A 21,077-nucleotide genomic window follows, 5' to 3' on the forward strand; every position below is an offset into this window, starting at 1 on the left:
TCTCCTTACCGAACCCATTTCGTTGTTGTAATTACCGTTCCTCTTGTGTCGCCTTCAATGCTGGATTCAATATCAAAACTGTCCATTAAGCGTTTAACTCCCGGGAGACCTGCTCCAAGACCGCCAGATGTAGTATAACCATCTTGCATTACTTTTCTAATATCTACAATTCCTGGGCCTTTATCTTTGGCCACAATAATCATTCCTTGCTTACCGGATTCGCTTACTTTTTCGATGCAAATCTCTCCTCTTCCAGCATAAAGGAAAATGTTTCTTGCTAGTTCACTGATGGCTGTTGTAATTCTTGCTTGGTCAACCGTTCCAAAGCCAATTTCTTTGGATATTTTTCTACCTAATTGTCGTGCAGCCACAATGTCCCATTCATTAATTATCTTTACACAGGATTGGAATGTCATGTTCATTCCCCCAATTCCTGTTTAAGTTTTTCGAGACCACTTTCAAGATCCATCGCCGAAAGCACTCCACTAAACGTAATTCCGAGTTCAATTAGTGTAATCGCAACTGCTGGCTGTATTCCAGTTACAACCACTTTTGCACCCATCAATTTAGACATACTTACTACATCTCCAAGAATCTTTGCAATAAATGAATCAATAAAATCGATCGAAGTTATATCAATGACTACTCCTCTGGCCGACGTTTCATGGATTTTTGCAAGTAAATCTTCCTGGAACTCTACCGCAGTATGATCATCTAATTCACTCTGGATAGAAATTAATAAACATTCACCTAACTTTAAGATTGGTATCCCCACAGTATTCACCCCTCTTTTTCTACTATCTCTCTGTTCGTCAAGGCTAGCGCACGCTCCATGCCTTTTTTCATTGTGTTGGTCGTGATAATCTGATCTAATTCAATTCCTAGGTTAACGATAGTTTGCGCGATTTCTGGTCTAATACCTACAAGCATTGCCTGACAGCCGACAAGTCTAACTGCTTCTGATGCTTGAATGATATGGTGCGCAACCATTGTATCAACAACAGGAACTCCCGTAATATCAATCAAAACCACTTCTGACCGATTTTTTACAACGCCTATTAGTAAGTTTTCTATGATTAACTTAGCTCTTTCTGTGTCAATCGTTCCAATTAGCGGCATTACAGAAATTTTTTCAAATATTGGTAAAAGTGGTGCGGATAATTCCTGTAAAGCACTTTTTTGGATAGAAACTGTCTTTTCCCACGTATCCGCGTAGGCAGTGACCACTTTGTTATACATGGAGGAAAGCCATGTTTCAAAGCGATAATAGGCATCATCTTCTGGTTTTTCTTCTCTTTTTAAGAATAAATCTTCATCTCTCATCGCTGTATATACTAAAAGCCCGAAAACTCGTAGGCCAGTGGTGACAAAATGAATCGGCCAACCTAGGTGAACCACTTTCTCTGCAAAATCATCAAGTTTTTCATTAAACTTAGAGCCATTTTCAGTAATATTCGAGACAATCAAATCAACAAATTCAATGCTTGTTTCTTCGTACATCGGTTCTTTAGCGATGTCGTTAATAAGCGGATCTGATTGTTTCTCCATTTCATTCATCCAATTATTTAGTAAGTCTTTTTTATTTGTACGGATGAAGTTTGCAAAATCTTTATACATCAGTTATTTTCCAACCTTTCTCCATTGTTAACAAAATTTTCTCTATTATTATGCGGTTTGATTAACTATTCTTTAAAAAAAGACATTAGAAACAAATTTAGCGAATAGGTTGATTACGCGTTGTTTGTAGGTTTCTGATGCCCTTTTTGCTTAGCCAGACTAGTTAATTATTTTCTTATGTATTAATTATCTTTTTTTACGTCAGACCCTTTGCCTGCATTCATCATTGTATGTTATTTCTTTAGGATTGTTTAGAATTCTACTACTCCTAGACTGACTTCAAGTGCCTGATTTACCTTGGCCATTAGTTCCTCGTCCAAATGTGTAATCTTATCTGTCAGGCGTTGTTTATCTATCGTTCTAATTTGTTCTAATAGAATGACAGAATCTCTTTCAAAGCCGTCTTTACGAGTAGCTTCCACATGTGTTGGCAACTTCGCTTTTTGAATTTTTGCAGTTATTGCTGCCACGATCACAGTTGGACTGAATCTATTACCAATATCATTTTGAATGATGAGAACAGGCCTTATTCCCCCTTGCTCGCTTCCGACCACGGGGGAAAGGTCCGCGTAGTAAACGTCACCACGCTTCACCATCAGCCATTAACCTCCTAAAATACTAATATTCCTGTCTTCTGCCTCTGCTTCGACATGAGTACACTCGCACGCGATAGCGAAATTAATCGTCGCCATTTCTGCATAGCCGCGTTCCATCTCGTCTCTTAATTCACGAGCTCTTTTCTCCTGTAAAAATTGTTGCGTTGCTTCCATTATAACTTCACTCCGCCCCATTTTTTCTTTTTCTACAACTACGTCGAGTTCTTGTACCATTTCCTGTGTCAGTTCTACGGATATTATCATCCGTTTTTCTTTCTCTAACACGTGTCACACCCCCAAAGCCTCGTACCTGTAAGTAACAACTATATCGTACCATTATCACGCCATGAAGAAAAGAGTTATTTCGCATTTTATTGTTAAGAATGTTACAGTTTCAGCTTAGGAACTCCCTTAAGTCCTATATATAGCTATAAAGTTTCATATGTTAGATTATAAACGCTTCTCTTAAAAAAAGCACGAATATTACCTTCTAATTGATGTATTTCCTTGGTATGCGCTCCGTTAACAAACAAGTAACTTCATAATTAATTGTGCCTAAATATTCTGCTGCATCATCTGCTGTTACCTTATTTCCATGATCTGAACCGATTATCGTTACTTTTGTACCAGTTTGAAATTCACGAGGAAGTTTTATGATGGTTTGATCCATACAAATCCTTCCGATAATTGGTGCCCGCTCGCCTTCTACTAAAACATGAAAGCCACTATAATGGCGAATAAGGCCATCTGCATAACCAATTGGTAATGTCGCAACCCATTCTTTTTCGGTTGCTGTATAAGTTGCGCCGTAGCTAACACTGTCACCTGGCGCTAGTTCTTTCACATGAACCATTTCCGTATAAAGTGCAAGTGCAGGTTTAAGTTCAAAGGGCAAACTATTTTTAATTTCCGTGGAAGGTGTTAAACCATACATCGAAATCCCAAAGCGAATAGCATCGAAATCAATTTGCGGTTGTAGCAATGAAGCTGCTGAATTTGCTGTATGAACGAATGTTGGGCGTGTTGTTAAACTACTTAAAATTGCTTGGAATTTTGCTAATTGTTGTTCAAAATAACTTGTTTCTAATTGATCGGCTGTCGCAAAATGCGTATAAATACCTTCTAAAATCATTTGATGATCTATCGCTATTGTTGTTTCGATTCGCTGTGCTTCTTCTCTACTACGAATACCAAGGCGTCCCATGCCACTATCTACTTTTAAATGAATCCGGAGTGGCGCCTCTAAAGTTAAATCGTCCAGCCAATCTTCTCTAAAAACAGTAACCGAGATATTATTTTTAGCAGCAAGGTTGGCGTCTTCTTTTCTAGTTGCCCCTAAGACGAGAATAAATTCATTTCGAAACCCAGCTTCTCTTAATGCCAGAGCTTCATCTAAAATAGCGACACAAAAACCTTTTGCTCCGGCTTCTTTCGCTATTTTTGCTGTTTCAATAATTCCGTGACCGTATGCATTTGCTTTTACTACGGCCCAAAGTGCCACCTTATCTGGTAGTTTATTTTGTTCATTTTTTATATTTTCGCGAATTGCTGCGCGGTCAATTTCAATCCATGTCGGACGGTGCCAGCCTGTTACCACTATCGTTCACTTTCCTTTCTATTGTTCAATTATCACTTGAGCTGCGGCTGATCTGGCTGTATGGGTGATACTCACAAAAACAGTTTCACCTTGTTTTATCGGCATCGTTACGTGAGGTCGCCCATCTTCTACTTGCAAAATTTCTACATCAGTAAAACTTAAATGTTTACCAAATCCGGTTCCATTGGCTTTCGCATAAGCTTCTTTCGCTGCGAAACGTCCTGCTAAAAACTCAATTTTACGGCTACCTTCGTATTTTTCATATTGTTTAGTTTCTTTTTCTGTTAAAATTCGTTCGATAAAGCGAGGGTTCTTTTCGACCGCTTGTTTTACACGGTCTAAATCGATCATATCGAGTCCAATTCCTTTAATCATGTTACACCTCTTCCAAGAAATCTGCTAATTCAGTAACCGCAGTTTGTGCTCCAGCTATACAGTCAGGAATTCCTACACCTTCGTAACTCATCCCTGCAAAATAAACACCTGGATAGTCTGTCTGGATGTTTTTTTTCAATTGTTTAAGACGATCTTGGTGATCTACTAAATACTGCGGCATAGCTGATTTCATTCGACTTACTTCATAAAAAAGTGGGGCGGCATGTAAATCCATTATTTCCGCATAATCTGTTAGTACAGCAGTGACGATTGCTTCATCACTTGCTTGCTCTAACCAAGATTCACCAGCTTTACCAACAAAGCCCCGTAATAACATTTTATCTTTTGGTACCATGTGAGGCCATTTTTTTTGCACCCACGTACAAGCAGTTGTTTTATACGGCGCGGTTCGAGCAACTAAATAACCTGTTCCATCTGGCAAAATAGGTACATCTTTTTCGTCGTAAGCTAACGAAACCGTCGCGAGTGTCGTTAGTGGTTGTCCTGCAAAAGGTGCTGTCGTTGTTTCTGCTAACAAATGAATCAGGGCATCATGTGTAGCTGCAATAATAACGCCATCTGCTTCTTTTTTATCTCCATCAGCAAAAGAAATTTCATAAGAAGTATTTTTTTTCGTGATTTGTGTTGCTTGTTTCGCTGTATGCAAGTTTTCAGCTGGCAGGGCGTCGGCAATTGCTTTTGGTAAACGGTCTAAGCCTCCTTCTAACGTTCGAAAGGCGCCAATGGTTCCTTTTGTGCCAGTTGTCTGCATAGTACTTTCCTTCAACCCGTCCATTAGATTTCCATACTTTCTAACGGTTTGTTCAAATTGCGGAAATGTAGCGCGCAAACTCATTTTGTATATATCACCGGCGTAAATTCCTGATAAAAGAGGTTCAATGATTGTTTTCACTAATTCCTTGCCAAAACGTGCTTCAAAGAATTCGCCAAGTGGCTGATCTGTTTCTTGATTATTTGGTTCGATTGTCGGTTCTTGGAGTGCGCGTGCTTTGCCTATTTCAGAGACAATCGTGCTAGCTAGAAGTGCTTCTCTATCAGTTGGAATTCCCATCACAGAACCTTCTGGAATTGGATGAAGCGCTTTTTGATGGTAAATGTAAGACCGTCCTGTCGCATTTGCAATTAATTTATCTTCGAGTCCTAAGTCTTTCACTAAGCCCACTCCAGCAGGCTTTCTAGCTAAAAAGGAATCTGGGCCTTTTTCAATTAAAAATCCGTCCCGTTTTACTGTTTCAAATTTCCCGCCTAATTTCTCGTCTTTTTCAACTAATTCCCACGTATAATTCGGATGTGTTTTTTGTAGTTCATAAGCTGCTGCAAGCCCCGATAAGCCGCCTCCGATAATCACTATGTGTTTCACTACTTAACCAATCCTCTCTATCTCTTGTGTCGTTTATTCTTTCTATTTTACCAGATTTCCACCTAATTGAAAAAAAATAATAGAACATTCGCTTCCAAAAACCTATGCGTTTACCTCGATAGATTTTTTAGGAATTGAATGTTCTATTTATTAATTAACCGTTTTTGATGGGCTGTACCAGTTGTATACGCTTATTGCTTGGTCTTGATTTAAATAGCGCACATATGCCTCAGCGCTTGTACTGCCGGATTTAAGCCACACATTTAAATGGCGCGAATCCCCTTTTTCCATCCAAATGCTTTGTCGTAAGCTTAAACCTTGGATTCGTTCTTTACGGATAATATGGGTTAACTTAGAGAAAATTGGTCGTGACTGTACGAGTAGTGTGTGTTTATCCATGAAAACCCCAGTCGCCCGGTAACTTGCTATCGCTTTTATTCCCGCTAAAATTGGTAAAATAATACTAATTAAGCCAAGTGGGAAGAATAATATACTTGCTATAATAGCCGGAATGACTGTCCAAATGAGGTAAATCTGCAAAAATCTGAGCAAACTTGCTTTTGGAGCACGTTCCATTTCTTCTATTTCAAATAAATAATCGGGTAGCATTTCTTTTAACGTTTTTAAGGCTAACTCTTTTTTCATAATTGGCAAGAGTAAAATGTCACCTGATTGTTTTTCATCACCTGAGTTGCCGGCTGTAATTACCTTGACAGCAACTAGTCCAAGCATTTGTCGTAGTGGTGATTCAATAATGGTAATTCCTTGAATCCGGGCAAGTGATATAGTTGTATGGTTTCGTTCTAATAATCCTTTTTCCACGACTAGGGAATTGGGGTATTTCATTAGTTTGAACTGGAAATATTTGAAAAGGGTCGTAACAATCGAGATGCCCCATAATACTAGGAGAATCAAAACGATTAAGACAATAAGTACAATTATTCCCATTTTCCATAATTCTTCTGCTTGAGCTTCCATCCAATCTGTCGGAATGACTTCACGGAATTGTTGCATGAATGCGAGAACGATTAGGAGCGTTCCGAAAACGCCACCTGATGTTACGGCCATTAGTATGAGTTGTTTTGTTTGTAACATCACCGTTTTTTCTGGAGCTTCTTCTGTCTCAAGCACTTCTACTTCAGGCTCTTCCGTTTCTTTCACTTCATCTTGTATGGTTGCTTTTTTCCCGTCACGTAAATCTTTCAATTCATCGACCACGCTCACAGGAACAGCAACTAAGTCGGCCTCCGCTTTACCATTACCACCTGCTGTTTCAATTAAAATTTGGCAGACGTTAAATGGAATAAAGAAAAACCATTGTTTCTTTTGGACGGTTTGAATGCGTTCATAAGGTATGTAAGTATTTTTCCGGAAAATCAAACCGTATTTAATACGAATCCCTTGGTCTTCCAGTGTGTATTTATATGTAATGTATTTTAAAACCGCGGGGGTTAAAACGAGCAATATAACGATGACAATAATAAGATATACAGCCCAGTTCGGTAAGTAACCGTTGCTATTAATTGCGCGAAAAACAGAAAACAAACCGACGACGATAGGAACAATATTGCGCCTTACGTTTGTGATAATTTCTTTAATTAGAGCAATTGGATGGAGGCGTCTTTCTTCAAACATCTTCTTTCGCCACCTTCACAAGCTCAAGGATATGATGTCTAAGTTCATCTGACTCGGATGCGTTTACCGCTTCAATCTTATGTGTCCTTGCAGCTGTTGTAATTGATAAGGAAACTAATTTTTGTCTTCTAAGTAGTGGGCCTTGCTCCGTTTCCACGTGTTGGATGCGAATCATTGGAATTAATACACGACTTCTAAAAATAATACCGTGCTGAATTTCCATTTCATCAGGTTTAATTTGATAGCTCCACCTCGCAAAACGAAACGGAATAATGAATAAGTAAATAAAAGCGGCATATAAAAGAGTGAAACCAAATCCAATAGCACTCCACCAAACCGAGGCTCCAGCATAATATAAAATAATTGCCGCGGCCACCGAACAAACAAGAAAAACAAAAACAGCAATTCCCTCTGTTTGCCGCCATACAGTTTTAATTTTCTTCGGTAATTTCTTTTCTAAATTTTCAAGTTCCATTGCTCTACTCCTTTTTTCTTTTTATCTTACGTTAAAACCATCCAAATTGGTAGCGATTTTTTAAAACTATCATATTTTATTCATAATTTGTTCATATTTCTTTTTTATAATGGAAAAAGAAGAGGTGAGAATGATGAAGAAAAAAGGTTACGTTCTATTAATAGTTGCGCTTTTGTCGCTAACTTTAAACTGGCTTCCAGAAATTGCCCATGCGAAAAAAGAATCAACGGGAGTCACCTATACAACTGCAACAACAGGCGAATTAATGGAAATGTTCCTAACTTATTCCATTCAAAACCCTTATATCGAAACGACGAAAAATAGCGCAGAATTAATGTTTCAAACAGATACCGCTGCAACAATCTCGATTAAAACAAATAATCAGACCCAACAAATTGCCGGAAATACTGAAAATCACCAATTTACATTAGAAAACTTGGAGCCCGGAAATAATTTAGTGACTATTATCGCAAAAATGGCTGATGGAACAACAGAAAGCAAAACAATAACCATCAATCTTCCCGATAAGCCAAACAAAAATTCCAAATCGTTTCATGATAAATCAAAAAACCAAACCGTGACACATCGAAAAAAAGGTCACCTTCTATAATATAAAAGGAAGCGCTAGAGAAATTCAGCGCTTCCTTTTTTTAGTTTTTACGTCCAAAAGTTAAACCGATTGCAACCAAACTTACTCCAGCCAAAAATGGAATTAGTGGGCTTTCGTCACCTGTATGTGGCAAAGTGCCAGATGCGTTTACTGCCCCATCCACTCTCGTTGTACTAGTCACTTTTTGCGGAGTTGGGACGGTAATTTTTGATAGTAGTGTTTTTTCGATAGTTAATTGTAGTTTTTGTCCCGTTTGTAAATTATCCGAGCTTAAATGGTTCCAGTCTTTGATTTCTGCAACAGTCACATCGAATTTTTTAGCAACGCCTGGTAAAGTATCGCCACTTTTCACTTTATAAATGACTTTGATTTTACCGTCTTGTTCGGAATCTTTGACAACTTCAATTGGTCCAAAGTCTGTTTCAACGATTTTTTCAATTGGTTGTTTATCTGCTGGGATAAATGGTGGTTCTTCTTTAACTGGCGGTGTTGGTGGCGGTGTTCCTGTCCCTTGTCCGCCGCTTCCGTAATCATTAACGGTTGCATTTCTTGAAACTGCATCTAAATTGTCACCTGATAAAGTGGCTTTATTTGTATAACTTTTTTGTTTCGTGGTGATTTTAGTATCGTAAGTAATGACGACTGATTGATTGTTCAGTGTACCGATTGTTAATTCAAAATTACGATTACTATCGAGCGCAATTGGTTGGACGCTGGTTGATAGAACTTTTTTATTTGCGTCGCGGTATTTGATTGTTGCATTTCCTAGAAGATTTTGGCCAGTTCCAAGTGTATCGGTGTAAATCGCATTATCAATTGGTGTAAGTGCATTGTTTAGTGTAACAGTCCAATGAATAATACTCGTGTCCTTATCATCCATTCGCCCTTGTTTAAAGACGATAGTAGGTGAACCAGTACCGCCACCTGTTGTTACTTTGCTTATATAAGTATTAATGGTTTGCGTGGTGTTATTTACTGGAAACTGGATTGGATTCACTTGGTCTGTTTGGATATTCTTGCTGTTAAAAGTGGCATTATAAAACAAGCTACCACTTAAGTTTGTATGTGTATTGACGTAATCTGTAAAAGTTAAGGTAATCGTTCCTGTTGCTGGATCAATTGTCGCATTCGCAATAGTATTTCCTGATGCATCATTCACTGGAAAACCACCGAAATTGATTAATTTTAGCTGATCCGGAATCGTTAATGTCATTGTCTCTCCACTTACAACAGGTTGCGTAATAACAAAATCATACGCTACCCGCACTTTGCTATTTTCTTTAAAATTAGTAACTGGATCCCCGTTTTGATTTTGCAAAGCTACATTAGTAAAAAAGCTGCTACCGTAATCTGTTGCAGCCTCTGCTTTTGGGCTCAAAAATCCACTTGCAATTAAAAAAATGATTGCGAAAATTAGCCACTTTTTTTTCATTTGTTTCATTCCCCCTTAAAACATCTACATGTACATTCCCAAACCTTACTCGTTGTAAACGTTGCTACTAGTTTCACATAAGAAAACGCCAGAGAAAACTCTCTGACGTTTTTACTATAATTCTAATAAGTACTTGTAACTTGCTTCTAAAGTTTCGAACATATTTCGTTTCGATCTATCTTGCTCGATACAATAATATTCCACTCCATTAGTTTCGCCCCACTCGATGATAGCGCGAAAATCTACTTCGCCCTCGCCCATTTCAACGAGATTATTATCCATATCTTCTAGCTCAAAACCACTTATAAAGTCTTTCATATGAACAATTGGCGCCCGCCCACTGTATCGCTTAATAAATTCCGTTTCATCATGTCCGGCTGCTTTAATCCAGTACGTATCTGGTTCTGCGTAAATGCAAATTCCATTAACTGGATCTGTGATAAAATCCATCACTCGGCGGCCGTTGATGCATTCATTAAAATCGTATTCCGGATTGTGAAGGCCGATGCGAAAACCGAGTGCGTGTAACTTTCCTGCCGCTTCTATGAGTGCTTCTTTTGTTGCAATGTAACCCGCAGTTGTTTGGTCTTCCTCTTCAATATATTTATCAAAAACTGTTTTACAACCGAAGTAATAAGCTTCTTCAATAATACCGTCTAAATCATTCATAAAGCGGTCGTGTTTAATGTGCATCCCGATAACTTTCAACTCATATTTTTGAAGTAAGCGTAAAACCTCTGCCGGATCATTGCCTCGCATACCATCAAGTTGCACATAACGAAAGCCGATTTCGTGAATTTTCTGGAGCGTACCTTCTAAATCGCGTTCCATTTCTTTGCGTACTGAATATAGTTGGACTGCTATTTTAGCTTGAATATCCATTTTCTCTCCGCCTTTCCTTATGCCTTTAAATCAAGCCAGTCAACTTCTGCTTGCGTTAACGTAATTTCTGCTGCCAAAACAGATGACTTAAGTTCAGCAGCATTTTCCGGTCCGATAACTGCGGCTGTTGGGAAAGATTGTGTTAAAACATACGCGAGCGAAATTTGAATTGGTGTACAGCCCTTTTGTTTAGCGAGTTGTTTGGCGCGACTGAAGCGTTCCCAGTTTGCTTCACTATAATAAACTTCTACCATTTCCGTATCGTTTCTATCTTCTTTAGAAAATCGACCGGAGAAAAACCCGCCAGCTTGTGACGACCAAGAAAATAGCGGCAAGCCTGTTTTTTCATGCCAGTTAATCATCGTTTCGTTTGCTGAAACACAATTTTCCCAGCGTGGTCGATTCACTTTTGCCAAACTAAAATTAGGGCTATTGAAACTTAGTGGGGTTAAACCATGGCTTACTGCATATTCGTTTGCTTCGATAATCCGCGGCAATTCCCAGTTAGATAGTCCAATAGCATATACCCGGCCATCTTCCACTTCTTGATGCATTGCTTCCATGATCTCACCCACTTCTACTTCTGGATTATCACGGTGAAGTGCAAATAATTCGACATGATCTGTTTGTAGCGTGTCTAAACTGACGGAAATATCTTCATGGATTGCTTCTGCCGTAACACGTGGCACATCGCTTGCTTCTCGTACCGGATGTCCGCCTTTTGTTTGGATAATTACACTATCGCGGTTACCACGAGCTTTCATCCACGTGCCGATTGCTTTTTCGCTATGACGATAATGGCGCGCGGTATCAAATATATTTCCGCCCATTTCAAAATATTGATCTAGTATCGGACCAGCAAAATCCATATTATCAGCGCGTAAAAAATCTCCTGCTCCCATGACTAAATTCGAACAAGCTATCTCGATTTGTTTGCCATTTTTCCTTCCTTGAACAATAATTTTTTCCATTATGCCTTCACCCCACTAGCCGCTACTTTATCAATTACAAGGGTTGTATTTGCTTCTTTTACGAGCGTCGCAGGAATCGCAACTGTTGGCGCTTTTTCAATTACTTGTTTAACGATGTCGACTTTTTTCGCTCCTGTAGCTACTAAGTAAATTTCTTTCGCCGCTAAAATTTGCTTCATTCCAAGGGAAATTCCGTGTGTTAACGGTAAGTCTGTATCGAAATATTTGCTCATTACACGTTTCGTTACATCATCGAGCTCTACCACGTGGCAGTTCACATCCACCGGCACAAAAGGTTCATTAAAGCCAATATGCCCGTTAAGTCCAATCCCTAACAAAATAAAATCCATCCCGCCTCGCTCATCAATAAAGGCATCTACCCGAGCACATTCGGCAGCTAAATCCTTCGCTTTCCCGTCAAAAAAGCAAATTTGTTCATTAGAAACATCTTCTAAACGGTCAAAAAACGCATCATACAACGTTTGGATACAACTGCCTTTTGTTTCGCGCCCTAAGCCAACCCATTCATCCAAACCAACAAATTGCGTTTGACTGAAATCTACTTCACCAGCTTGACTAGCTTTTATTAGGGCTTCAATCGTAAGTAACGGCGTATCCCCACCAGCAATACAGATGAGGCTAGCTGGTTTCGCCTTTACCAATTCGATGATTCTTTGACTTACCGTTTCCGCGACGAGTTGTTCATTTTCATTAATAATTAATTTCATTTTTCAAATCAACCTTCCTGTATTAGAAATCTAAGTCCAGTGCATCGTGCGCCGCTTGACGTTCTGATACCACTGTTTCTTCTTTGATTAAGCTCTTTTCATACATTTTAAAGAATGGATAATACATACAAACTGCTACTGCGAGAACGAAGATGATTAAAATAATCGCGCGCCAGTCCATGGTCGCTAAATACTGTGCGAGTGGAATCGGTGTCCCGCCTACATTTGCAATCGGCGGACGAACCCAACCAAAGTGGAATACAAACCACTGACCAACTGCTAAAATAGGTGTTCCAAGTACGAATGGGATAAATAAATATGGGTTAAAACAGATTGGAAGTCCAAATACCACTGGCTCGGAAATCGTAAAAATCGCTGGAACGACAGACACTTTTCCGACTGCTTTTAATTCTCTTGATTTACTAAATAAAGCCAGAATAACTAATGCTCCTGTAATACCAGAACCTGAGAATCCCATGAAGTAATCCCAGAAGTTTGGCGCAAATACGTACGGAATTGGTTCTCCTGCCGCATAAGCAGCTGCGTTCGCTCCTAAATATTGTGTCATAAATGGAAGCACAAAACCAATCAAAATCGCATAACCATTTAGACCGATAAACCAAAATAGCATTTCAAGGAAACAGATAAGGAACACTGCATAAGGTGTATCAATGCTATTAATCGCCGGAGCTAGCATCGTCGTGAAGGCTTCTGGAATAATTTGCCCGCTCGTCACACTTTGCATTAGAATACTAAGGCCAACAGCACTGAATAGCAGTACTACGAGTGGAATAATCGCTTCAAAAGTAGTCGCAATCCCCGCTGGTAATCCTTTAATTTGAATCGTAATATTTTTTCTAATAAACAAACCGATAAGTTCAACAGAAATAAGTGCTGCAAATATTGCGATAAAGAGTCCTCTTGAATCTAGAAATTCTGTATTTAGAACCCCGTCAACCATTTTCGTATTGAGGATGAGTGTTACCATAACAGCGGCCATAACACTATGTAACACGGGTACTTTCATTTGTTTTGCATGGCTGTAGGAAATAGTTATGGCAGCATAAATCGATAGTAATCCAAACGTAAATTGAAACGGTAAGTTAAGTGCTGCTGCGTTTTGAACAAAGAATTCTTTCACAACAGAACCCGCTGGAAACATATTTCCGATTGCTGAAATAATCAGCGAAAATGATCCAATAATTAAAACCGAGATCAAAGCAATCATCCCATTTTTTATTGAGGAAATATGGCGTTGTTTTTCAATTCTAGCTGCGACTGGCTCAAAATACTTCTCCATAAAAGCGATAAAACGGTTCATAAAAGATTGTTTGTTTTTACTCGACATGTTGTTTCCCTCCACTTTTTTTATTTGTTCATTTTAAGGATAATCGCGTCTTTTAAAATGTTTGCGCCGTTGACTGTGCCGTAATCTTTCGTATCAATGACTTGGATTGGTTTATTATATTCAGCTGCGATTTCACTTAAATGTTTTAGTTGGTGTTTAATTTGTGGCCCGACTAAAATAACATCGAAATCTTCAATATGCTCACGTAATTCTCCAGCAGGATGTGCCTCGATTTTTACATCTGTATTCTTTAGTTTTTCACTATTTTGAGCAATTTCTTTCATTTTTGTTACCATTACTCCGGTTGATGCACCTAGATTACACACTAGAAGTACATGTAATTGATTTATTTCCATTTACTTTTCCTCCTCTTTTTTTAATGCTTTCATTTCTTGATGCATTTCAATCATTTCGCGAATTAACGTCGATGCTAAAATAGTATTCATTAAGGTATCTTGCGCATGTACGAGTAAAACAGAAAAACTGGCTTGTTCGCCTCTCGTTTCTTGAATAAGCATTTCAGTTTGTACTTTGTGCGCTTCAATCATTAAATCATCCGCCTCTTTCAAAAGCTGATCTACTAGTTCTGTGTTCGATTCTTTTGCGGCTTGTAATGCTTCAATTAATTTAGAAAATGAATCCCCCGCTAGCGATATTAGTGAAAACGATATTTTTTCTATGTCCATTATGAAACCCTCTCTCATTCAAAGATAGCTGACTTAACGTAATGATAAATATCACGTTTTGAGCTAGCCATTTTAATTTTTTGCATTTTTTCTTCATTCAGCGCTAATTTCATTAATTGTTCGACGATTAAATGTGCCTCTTTTGTTTTTAAGGCCAAGGTGAAAATGACATGAACCGGCTTTTCGTATCTATCAAAAAACATAATCCCGTCCTCAATTATCGTCACCCCAATACCATCCATCAAAACACCATCACTTGCTCCCGCGTGCGCAATCGCAACACCTGGCGCAACAACCATATATGGCCCATAAACTTTTAAATTATGGATGATTTTTTCATGATAACTAGGCTCAATTACCCCAAGCTTCTCCATACATTTTGTTCCGAGTTTAATTGCTTTTCGCCAAGTTGGACAATTTTCTTCCATAATGATGGCCTCTTCTGTAAATTGAAATGGCGGGATAATTTTCCTTGGCGCCTCTCCCTCATCAGATATAAGCGCTTCCAATAAGTCGAACTCTAACTTACTTAAATTATTAATTTGCGTATTTTCCGCTATAATCGCTAAAATCTTACTAAATTTGTTAATAATCTGCTTATCACTTTTAACCAACTTCATTCGTAAATGCTTTTGCAGTAATTCCATATCTTCTTTTTGCAAATAGCTATTAATTCTGAGCACTTTAGCATCTTGCATATCTGGTAAATCCACTGTACTAATAACAAAGTCAAAATCTTTCATCATATCACGCTTAAATTTTCTAAGACCAATCGTCTGAACCGACTCAAATTCAAACATTCGTTTTAACTGAATCGCAATCATATTTGACACCGCGACCCCTTCTGGACAAATAATCAATAAGTTTGGTTTCATTTCAACGGTTTGTTTATTTCGCTGTACCTCAGATGCAAAGTAAATCGCCAAAAATGAAATTTCTTGAGAACTAACAGAAATCGGCAACACCGGCTTTAATGCTTCCAAACTTTCCTTCACCCGCATAAAAATTTCGCGATTATCACGCATAAATTCATTAAAAATCGGATTTTCAATAATAACCCCTGCTCGAACGCGCCGAATCATTAACTTAATATGCGCCTTCATTTGTGTAAAAAAATCCGTATCTCCATGCACAAAATCCACTTGATAAATTTCGCCCATTTTTTCGCAAATACCTCTCACAAAAGCTTCAATGATAGCTTCATCTTCACTCCCATATTGGTACTGCTTGAGCGAGCCAATAATCGTTTCTAGCGCTTTATCTAGCTCATCTGTCACCGCAAAATCCGCTGTAAACTTAAAATCTGCTTTCGTTTCATGTTGTTTTAGTAAAATAGCAATTAAGGTTAAATAAAGTTGCTCATCCATCGCACGCGTCATATTCTCTTCAACCGAATGCGCCTCACGATTCACTTCCTGCAAAACTTCCATCTCAAAAAGGTTATAAAAAAATAACTCTCCTTTTTTAGATAAGCTATTTTCTGAATCTAAAAACTGATAAAATTCTCGGATGTTAATAAAACGCAAGAAACTCCTCGCAAAAAGGGATGTTTTCGTAATTAAATTACCAGTCACTAGAAATCCATGACGCGGTTGGTGGGACAAATCCAAGTTATTTAAAAAAAGTTCCCCTTCAATTGCGCGTAGATGATTTAGCACAGAAGATCTTGAAATAAAAAGAACTTCTTCAAAATATGTAACCGGAAGCACTTCTTCACTTAAAAGAAGCTTTAATAGTAAAAATTGCTGTACTTCTTCTTGGCTGTAACGATATTTTTTCGGCGTGATTTGCTGTTTGAACTTACTCACCACCGGATTTATGATGTTCTTTTCTGGAAGTAGCACCCCTTTCCTCGTATGTCTGATAAGAGCTGGCAACGTTTGCTCATGGAGAAAAATATCGATTTTTTCCAAACTATAACGAACACTGCGCTCCGAACAACCAAGCGCGTTAGAAATATAACCAATATTTTTAAAATCTTCCTGCTCCATAAGAAAATCTAAAATTTGAATACACTGCTGATTTAGTTTCATCAGGTATCACTCCTCTTTCTAAATTCAATTTATCATTTTCATGATAGGGCTTACAATAAGCTATATAGCTATTTTTGTCAGACCTGTCGGGACAAAAAAACTATCCATTTTACTATAACTGGAAAAAAACCTTGCCGGAATAGGTCAGACCTACCGAAAGCACAAAAAAAGCCTTCTACATTCACTGTAAAAGGTCTATTATTTGAACTATTTATCTTTTTTCATATAGAAAGTTAAAATAATTGCGATGAAAACCATCAAAAATCCGACAATCGGTGTATAACTTAAACCAATATATTCCGTTACTAATCCACCAATAAATGCTCCGAGCGCGATTCCAATATTAAACGCAGAAATATTAAGCGCAGAAGCCATGCTCACCGTTTCTGGCAAATACCGTTCTGCTAATTGCACCACATAAAGCTGCAATCCAGACACATTCATAAACGCGAAAAATCCCATTAGCATAATAGTAATTAAACCTAAAATAGCATTGGTCGACGTAAATTGAAGCAATAATAACGTAATCCCTTGCAAACTAAACATCACGAAAAGTGCTTTAGCTGGGCGTTCATTCGCAAAATGCCCACCAATCGTATTCCCAATCGCAACCATCACACCATAAATAATCAGTAAAATAACTATCATACTTGTCGAATAACCCATATTGCTAAACATTGGCGATAAATACGTATAAACAACAAATGTGCCCCCGTAACCAAACGCCGTCATGAGTAATACCATCACGATTTTTTTATTAACTAATAATTGCCCAATCGATTTAAATGAAATACTACTTGCATTAGATAAATTTTTTGGAACTAAAAAGAAGTTGGCAATAATGGCAATCACGCCTATCACAACAATAAACAGAAACGACATCCGCCAGCCAAATAGTTGCCCGATAAAGGTTCCAAGTGGCACCCCAGTCACAGTCGCCACGGTCAGCCCTGTAAACATCACCGCAATCGCACTAGCTCGTTTGCTCGGATGAACGACATCTGCCGCAATAACCGAAGCAATCGACATAAACACCCCATGCGCAAATGCCGCCACTACCCGCCCGGTAAGGAGCATTCCAAAACTTACAGCAAATGCCGAGACAAGATTCCCTATCAGAAATACTAACATTACTAATAATAGTAGATTTTTACGATTCATTTTCGACGTCATTGTTGTTAAAACCGGCGCCCCCACCATCACACCTAGCGCATAAATCGATACAGTTAATCCCGCTGAACTAATCGACACACCCATACTAGAAGAAATCAGTGGAAGAAGCCCTACACTAATAAATTCTGTTGAACCAATCCCAAACGCACTAATCGCCAGCGCCAAAAGTGTCAAATTAGGATTTACTTTTTTCATATCCACGTTATTTCCCCCTAAAAAATTGCAAATTGTTTCGTTCTGTTATACAGTATCTTATATACCGTACAGAATAACAAGAAGGTACTTAAAAGTCATATAGATACTAAAAAGTGCCTATAGGAGGATTACGATGACTAAAATATACAATATCGGCGTAGAAGCTACACTAGAAGTTATAGGCGGAAAATGGAAACCAGTTATCCTTTGCCATTTACGCGAAGGCAAAAAACGAACTGGCGAATTAAAACGACTCATCCCCAACATCACACAAAAAATGCTCACACAACAATTGCGCGAGCTGGAAAAATCCGGGGTTATTATTCGTAAAGTATATGAGCAAATCCCGCCAAAAGTCGAGTATTATTTGAGTGAATACGGTGAATCGTTATCGGAAATCTTGAATAAACTGTGCTTATGGGGCGAAAACCATGTCGATCTTTTGCTTACAAAAAACGAAGATATTGTTCTTCTAAACCGCGATTAAGGAAAAACAGCCATCTAAAAAGATGGCTGTTTTTTAATCAATCATTTTACGGAAATTTAAACGTTTATTTAATAGATACATTAGCGGAATCCCGACACCCATTACGATGAATTCACTTGCCGCAGTTGTTGCCCAAGTAATTAGGAACGGTAAGTCAAAAACAATCACTAGCTCCCAAGCGATAATTGCCATCGTTAGCGAGAAAAGGATCGTATTAATAATCATCCGCGGAATAATTCCTTTAACGTATTTAGAAATTCCAATCATTAGTAAAAGGGAAATAGCCGATTGTGCTACGCCAAAAACTAAATCAATCCAACCTAATCCGGAAAAGAATAAATTCGTAATAAAAACACCTACGATAATGCCCCAGAAGTATTTTTTATTAAAGACGATTAGGTGGTTAAAGATTTCTGGTATTCTAAATTGTAATGCCATAAACCCAATTGGTGCGACAATCATCCCGAGCACTACATACAGTGCGGCGATAATTGCATTCACCGTCAAAATTTTCATTTTCATTATTTTTCCTCCTAGTTTTTTTACGTGGGATGGTATGAATGAACCACGTGTGGCAATTTTGCCAACATGCTATTTTCTCATATTTGGAAGTTAATGTAAATGAATTATTGCACATAAAAAAACGGCTACTTAGAGTATAGCCGTTTTTTATCTGCTATGTTTCCCATTCAACCTTTTGCCTACAAAATAAAGAACTATTGATAGAATTACTAATGAAATAAATCCTATATTTTTAGGAAGAATTTCTTTAATGACAATGAAGTAAGTCCACACTAGAACGATGATTGCTACGACAATATATTCGATAATTTTGTTTATCTTCATGACGAGCGCCACACTCTCGTTCCCTAACATTAGTATTTATAAAAAAATAGACTGTAGATAAAGTTAAAACTTCTTTATCTACAGTCTATCTATATGGTAACTATTTGTCTAATAATCTTATTTAGATTTTTGTGAGTAGTTGCCTTTGTTGCCGCCGCTACGTTGTTCTCCGCCGCCACGACGATCACGATTGCCGCCACCGCCAGAACCGCTTCCGCCGCCGCTACGACGACCTTTGCCACTGTTGTTACGATCACGGTAGCTTCCGCCTTTACCGCTTCCGCCGCGATAGCCGCCACCTTTACCATTTTTACCTTTGTAGCCACCGCCACCACGGGATGGTAATGGGCGCTCTTCAGTAATGTGGACAGGAGTTTTGTCTGGCTCTTTCGCTAACATTTTAAGCATTGCTGCTGCGATGTCAGTTGCATCGTATTTTTCAAGAAGTTCGTTAGCAAACGTTTTATAGTCAGCTAAGTTTTCTTCTGTAATTGCTTCTTGAATTTTTTCAGTTGCTACGCGTAATTGGCCTGCAAATGCTTCGTCCCAAGTAGGAGCTTGAAGTGGTTGCATACGTTTTTTCGTAGTTTCTTCAACAATACGTAGATAACCCATTTCACGAGGTTGTACGAAAGTAATCGCCATACCTTCTTTACCAGCACGACCAGTACGACCGATACGGTGAACATAGCTTTCTGGATCTTGTGGAATATCATAGTTATATACATGTGTTACGCCGGAAATATCAAGTCCACGTGCTGCTACGTCTGTTGCAACTAGAACATCAATTTTTCCTTCTTTAAATTTGCGTAGTACGCTCATACGTTTTGCTTGCGTTAAGTCACCGTGGATACCTTCAGCCACGTAACCACGCATATCAAGCGCGCGAGATAGTTCGTCTACACGACGTTTCGTACGACCAAAAACAATTGCTAGTTCTGGTGCTTGAACGTCTAATAAACGAGATAATACGTCAAATTTTTCTTTTTCGTGCACTTTTACGAAGAATTGTTCGATTAATAGTGCAGTCATTTCTTTCGCTTTAATACGAATAAGTTCTGGGCTGTGCATGAAACGTTCACCAATACGGCGAATCGGATCAGGCATTGTTGCAGAAAATAGTAATGTTTGACGTTCTGCTGGCACTTCTTTTAAGATAGTTTCAATATCATCAATGAAGCCCATGTTTAGCATTTCGTCTGCTTCATCTAGTACAAGTGTTTCCACGTGGTCTAGTTTGAGTGTGCGACGGTTAATATGATCCAAAATACGTCCTGGCGTACCAACTACGATTTGTGGGTTTTTCTTAAGTGAACGGATTTGACGGCTAATATCACTACCACCGTAAACCGCTAGCACACGTACATGTTTGTCATAGCTAAGTTTATAAAGCTCTTCTGAAACTTGGATTGCAAGTTCACGCGTTGGAGCAATAATTAAAGCTTGTACGTTGTTATTCTTTTGGTCGATTTTGTGGATCATTGGAAGACCAAAAGCGGCTGTTTTACCAGTACCTGTTTGTGCTTGTCCGATTAAGTCTTTACCTGCTAGTCCTAGTGGAATTGTTTTTTCTTGGATTGGCGTTGCTTCTTCAAACCCCATCCGATTTACTGATTTTACAATTTTTTCGTCCAGTCCGAACTCCGAAAATTTTGTCAATGTCATTTCTCCTTTACCTGTTTAAAGTTTGGTAGGAGAGCTACTTTTATAATTCATCACAATACGCTTATTACGATTGTTTGTCTGTTCATTTGCAGTTGTTTTTATGAAAACTGCTATCTTTCATTTTCATTTTTCTGCAATAGAAAAGCCTGGGCGCACCAAGCAAAATGATTCACGGCATCAGAAAATTTCTCTGCCATTATAGCAGTTCTAACGCATCAAATAAAAAAGCCCTCATTAATCACTAGGCTAAATATAAACCTAATAAACTTCCATCTAACATCATAACACAATAACAATTTCTTTTCAATGTCAAAACCTTATCTTTCCATGCTATTATCGAATAAA

At 38.4% G+C, this 21,077-nt stretch carries 24 protein-coding genes; 2 read left to right on the forward strand and 22 right to left on the reverse strand.

The features are described 5' to 3' along the window. Positions 1-5 precede the first annotated feature (5 nt). The 10 genes from AC4PG0_RS03955 to AC4PG0_RS04000 form a co-directional block, all read right to left on the reverse strand. Positions 6-416: an anti-sigma regulatory factor gene (locus AC4PG0_RS03955; protein ID WP_010990667.1), complete on the reverse strand. Its 411-nt coding sequence runs from the start codon at positions 414-416 to the stop codon at positions 6-8. A 2-nt stretch (positions 417-418) separates the two neighbouring features. Continuing rightward, positions 419-775, reverse strand: a complete 357-nt coding sequence (locus tag AC4PG0_RS03960; protein WP_003721457.1) for an STAS domain-containing protein — start codon at positions 773-775, stop codon at positions 419-421. 5 nt (positions 776-780) lie between these two features. Next, on the reverse strand, positions 781-1,617 hold the full coding sequence (locus AC4PG0_RS03965) for an RsbT co-antagonist protein RsbRA (RefSeq protein ID WP_003771126.1): 837 nt from the start codon (positions 1,615-1,617) through the stop codon (positions 781-783). Between the two features lie 251 nt (positions 1,618-1,868). Further along, entirely contained in the window at positions 1,869-2,216 is a 348-nt protein-coding gene (locus tag AC4PG0_RS03970; RefSeq protein ID WP_010990666.1) for a type II toxin-antitoxin system PemK/MazF family toxin, read from the reverse strand. 3 nt (positions 2,217-2,219) lie between these two features. After that, the gene (locus AC4PG0_RS03975) at positions 2,220-2,498 is read right to left on the reverse strand and encodes a CopG family ribbon-helix-helix protein (RefSeq protein ID WP_003761302.1); all 279 of its coding nucleotides are present in this window, start codon (positions 2,496-2,498) and stop codon (positions 2,220-2,222) included. Positions 2,499-2,703: 205 nt separating this feature from the next. Further along, positions 2,704-3,810, reverse strand: coding sequence for an alanine racemase (alr, locus tag AC4PG0_RS03980; protein ID WP_010990665.1), 1,107 nt, complete (start codon positions 3,808-3,810; stop codon positions 2,704-2,706). Positions 3,811-3,828: 18 nt separating this feature from the next. Then, positions 3,829-4,185, reverse strand: coding sequence for a holo-ACP synthase (gene acpS / locus AC4PG0_RS03985; protein WP_003761296.1), 357 nt, complete (start codon positions 4,183-4,185; stop codon positions 3,829-3,831). A 1-nt stretch (position 4,186) separates the two neighbouring features. Beyond that, complete coding sequence (gene hemG / locus AC4PG0_RS03990) at positions 4,187-5,566, reverse strand: protoporphyrinogen oxidase (protein ID WP_153648254.1); 1,380 nt, start codon at positions 5,564-5,566, stop codon at positions 4,187-4,189. Between the two features lie 150 nt (positions 5,567-5,716). Next, positions 5,717-7,201, reverse strand: a complete 1,485-nt coding sequence (locus AC4PG0_RS03995) for a PH domain-containing protein (protein ID WP_492167973.1) — start codon at positions 7,199-7,201, stop codon at positions 5,717-5,719. Then, positions 7,194-7,676: a PH domain-containing protein gene (locus AC4PG0_RS04000; protein WP_003761286.1), complete on the reverse strand. Its 483-nt coding sequence runs from the start codon at positions 7,674-7,676 to the stop codon at positions 7,194-7,196. The genes AC4PG0_RS03995 and AC4PG0_RS04000 overlap by 8 nt, the downstream gene beginning before the upstream one ends. Positions 7,677-7,809: 133 nt before the next feature. Between AC4PG0_RS04000 and AC4PG0_RS04005 the strand changes: the two genes are divergently transcribed. Further along, the gene (locus tag AC4PG0_RS04005; protein WP_010990662.1) at positions 7,810-8,286 is read left to right on the forward strand and encodes a hypothetical protein; all 477 of its coding nucleotides are present in this window, start codon (positions 7,810-7,812) and stop codon (positions 8,284-8,286) included. A 40-nt stretch (positions 8,287-8,326) separates the two neighbouring features. On the opposite strand, the gene AC4PG0_RS04010 is transcribed toward AC4PG0_RS04005, so the two are convergent. The 9 genes from AC4PG0_RS04010 to AC4PG0_RS04050 all read right to left on the reverse strand — a co-directional run bounded on the left by AC4PG0_RS04010 (position 8,327) and on the right by AC4PG0_RS04050 (position 17,740). After that, positions 8,327-9,718 carry a collagen binding domain-containing protein gene (locus AC4PG0_RS04010; protein WP_112119710.1) on the reverse strand — a complete coding sequence of 464 codons (1,392 nt, stop codon included), beginning with the start codon at positions 9,716-9,718 and terminating at the stop codon, positions 8,327-8,329. Positions 9,719-9,832: 114 nt separating this feature from the next. Next, positions 9,833-10,600 (reverse strand): sugar phosphate isomerase/epimerase family protein, encoded by a 768-nt coding sequence (locus tag AC4PG0_RS04015; RefSeq protein WP_194321319.1) that lies wholly within the window; start codon positions 10,598-10,600, stop codon positions 9,833-9,835. 17 nt (positions 10,601-10,617) lie between these two features. Further along, positions 10,618-11,571 (reverse strand): aldo/keto reductase, encoded by a 954-nt coding sequence (locus AC4PG0_RS04020; RefSeq protein ID WP_492167421.1) that lies wholly within the window; start codon positions 11,569-11,571, stop codon positions 10,618-10,620. Continuing rightward, positions 11,571-12,299: a glucosamine-6-phosphate deaminase gene (locus AC4PG0_RS04025; RefSeq protein ID WP_492167420.1), complete on the reverse strand. Its 729-nt coding sequence runs from the start codon at positions 12,297-12,299 to the stop codon at positions 11,571-11,573. The genes AC4PG0_RS04020 and AC4PG0_RS04025 overlap by 1 nt, the downstream gene beginning before the upstream one ends. A gap of 22 nt (positions 12,300-12,321) precedes the next feature. Beyond that, the gene (locus AC4PG0_RS04030; RefSeq protein ID WP_003771099.1) at positions 12,322-13,647 is read right to left on the reverse strand and encodes a PTS sugar transporter subunit IIC; all 1,326 of its coding nucleotides are present in this window, start codon (positions 13,645-13,647) and stop codon (positions 12,322-12,324) included. A gap of 20 nt (positions 13,648-13,667) precedes the next feature. After that, a complete protein-coding gene (locus AC4PG0_RS04035; protein WP_003766106.1) occupies positions 13,668-14,003 on the reverse strand; it encodes a PTS sugar transporter subunit IIB in 336 nt (111 codons plus the stop codon). Continuing rightward, positions 14,004-14,333 carry a PTS lactose/cellobiose transporter subunit IIA gene (locus AC4PG0_RS04040; RefSeq protein WP_003766105.1) on the reverse strand — a complete coding sequence of 110 codons (330 nt, stop codon included), beginning with the start codon at positions 14,331-14,333 and terminating at the stop codon, positions 14,004-14,006. A gap of 14 nt (positions 14,334-14,347) precedes the next feature. After that, positions 14,348-16,366 (reverse strand): BglG family transcription antiterminator, encoded by a 2,019-nt coding sequence (locus tag AC4PG0_RS04045; RefSeq protein WP_492167419.1) that lies wholly within the window; start codon positions 16,364-16,366, stop codon positions 14,348-14,350. A gap of 207 nt (positions 16,367-16,573) precedes the next feature. Further along, positions 16,574-17,740, reverse strand: a complete 1,167-nt coding sequence (locus tag AC4PG0_RS04050; protein WP_010990656.1) for an MFS transporter — start codon at positions 17,738-17,740, stop codon at positions 16,574-16,576. A gap of 127 nt (positions 17,741-17,867) precedes the next feature. Between AC4PG0_RS04050 and AC4PG0_RS04055 the strand changes: the two genes are divergently transcribed. Then, the gene (locus AC4PG0_RS04055) at positions 17,868-18,221 is read left to right on the forward strand and encodes a winged helix-turn-helix transcriptional regulator (protein ID WP_492167418.1); all 354 of its coding nucleotides are present in this window, start codon (positions 17,868-17,870) and stop codon (positions 18,219-18,221) included. 33 nt (positions 18,222-18,254) lie between these two features. Here the strand turns inward: AC4PG0_RS04055 and AC4PG0_RS04060 are convergent, their stop codons facing one another. From AC4PG0_RS04060 to cshA, 3 genes are all read right to left on the reverse strand, one after another. Continuing rightward, positions 18,255-18,743 carry a QueT transporter family protein gene (locus AC4PG0_RS04060; protein WP_003724800.1) on the reverse strand — a complete coding sequence of 163 codons (489 nt, stop codon included), beginning with the start codon at positions 18,741-18,743 and terminating at the stop codon, positions 18,255-18,257. A gap of 147 nt (positions 18,744-18,890) precedes the next feature. Then, positions 18,891-19,067: a hypothetical protein gene (locus AC4PG0_RS04065; protein ID WP_185504726.1), complete on the reverse strand. Its 177-nt coding sequence runs from the start codon at positions 19,065-19,067 to the stop codon at positions 18,891-18,893. A gap of 117 nt (positions 19,068-19,184) precedes the next feature. Then, the gene (gene cshA, locus AC4PG0_RS04070) at positions 19,185-20,726 is read right to left on the reverse strand and encodes a degradosome RNA helicase CshA (protein WP_492167417.1); all 1,542 of its coding nucleotides are present in this window, start codon (positions 20,724-20,726) and stop codon (positions 19,185-19,187) included. Positions 20,727-21,077 lie beyond the last annotated feature (351 nt).

Source organism: Listeria sp. MAN/IMW/UF464, assembly GCF_058683955.1.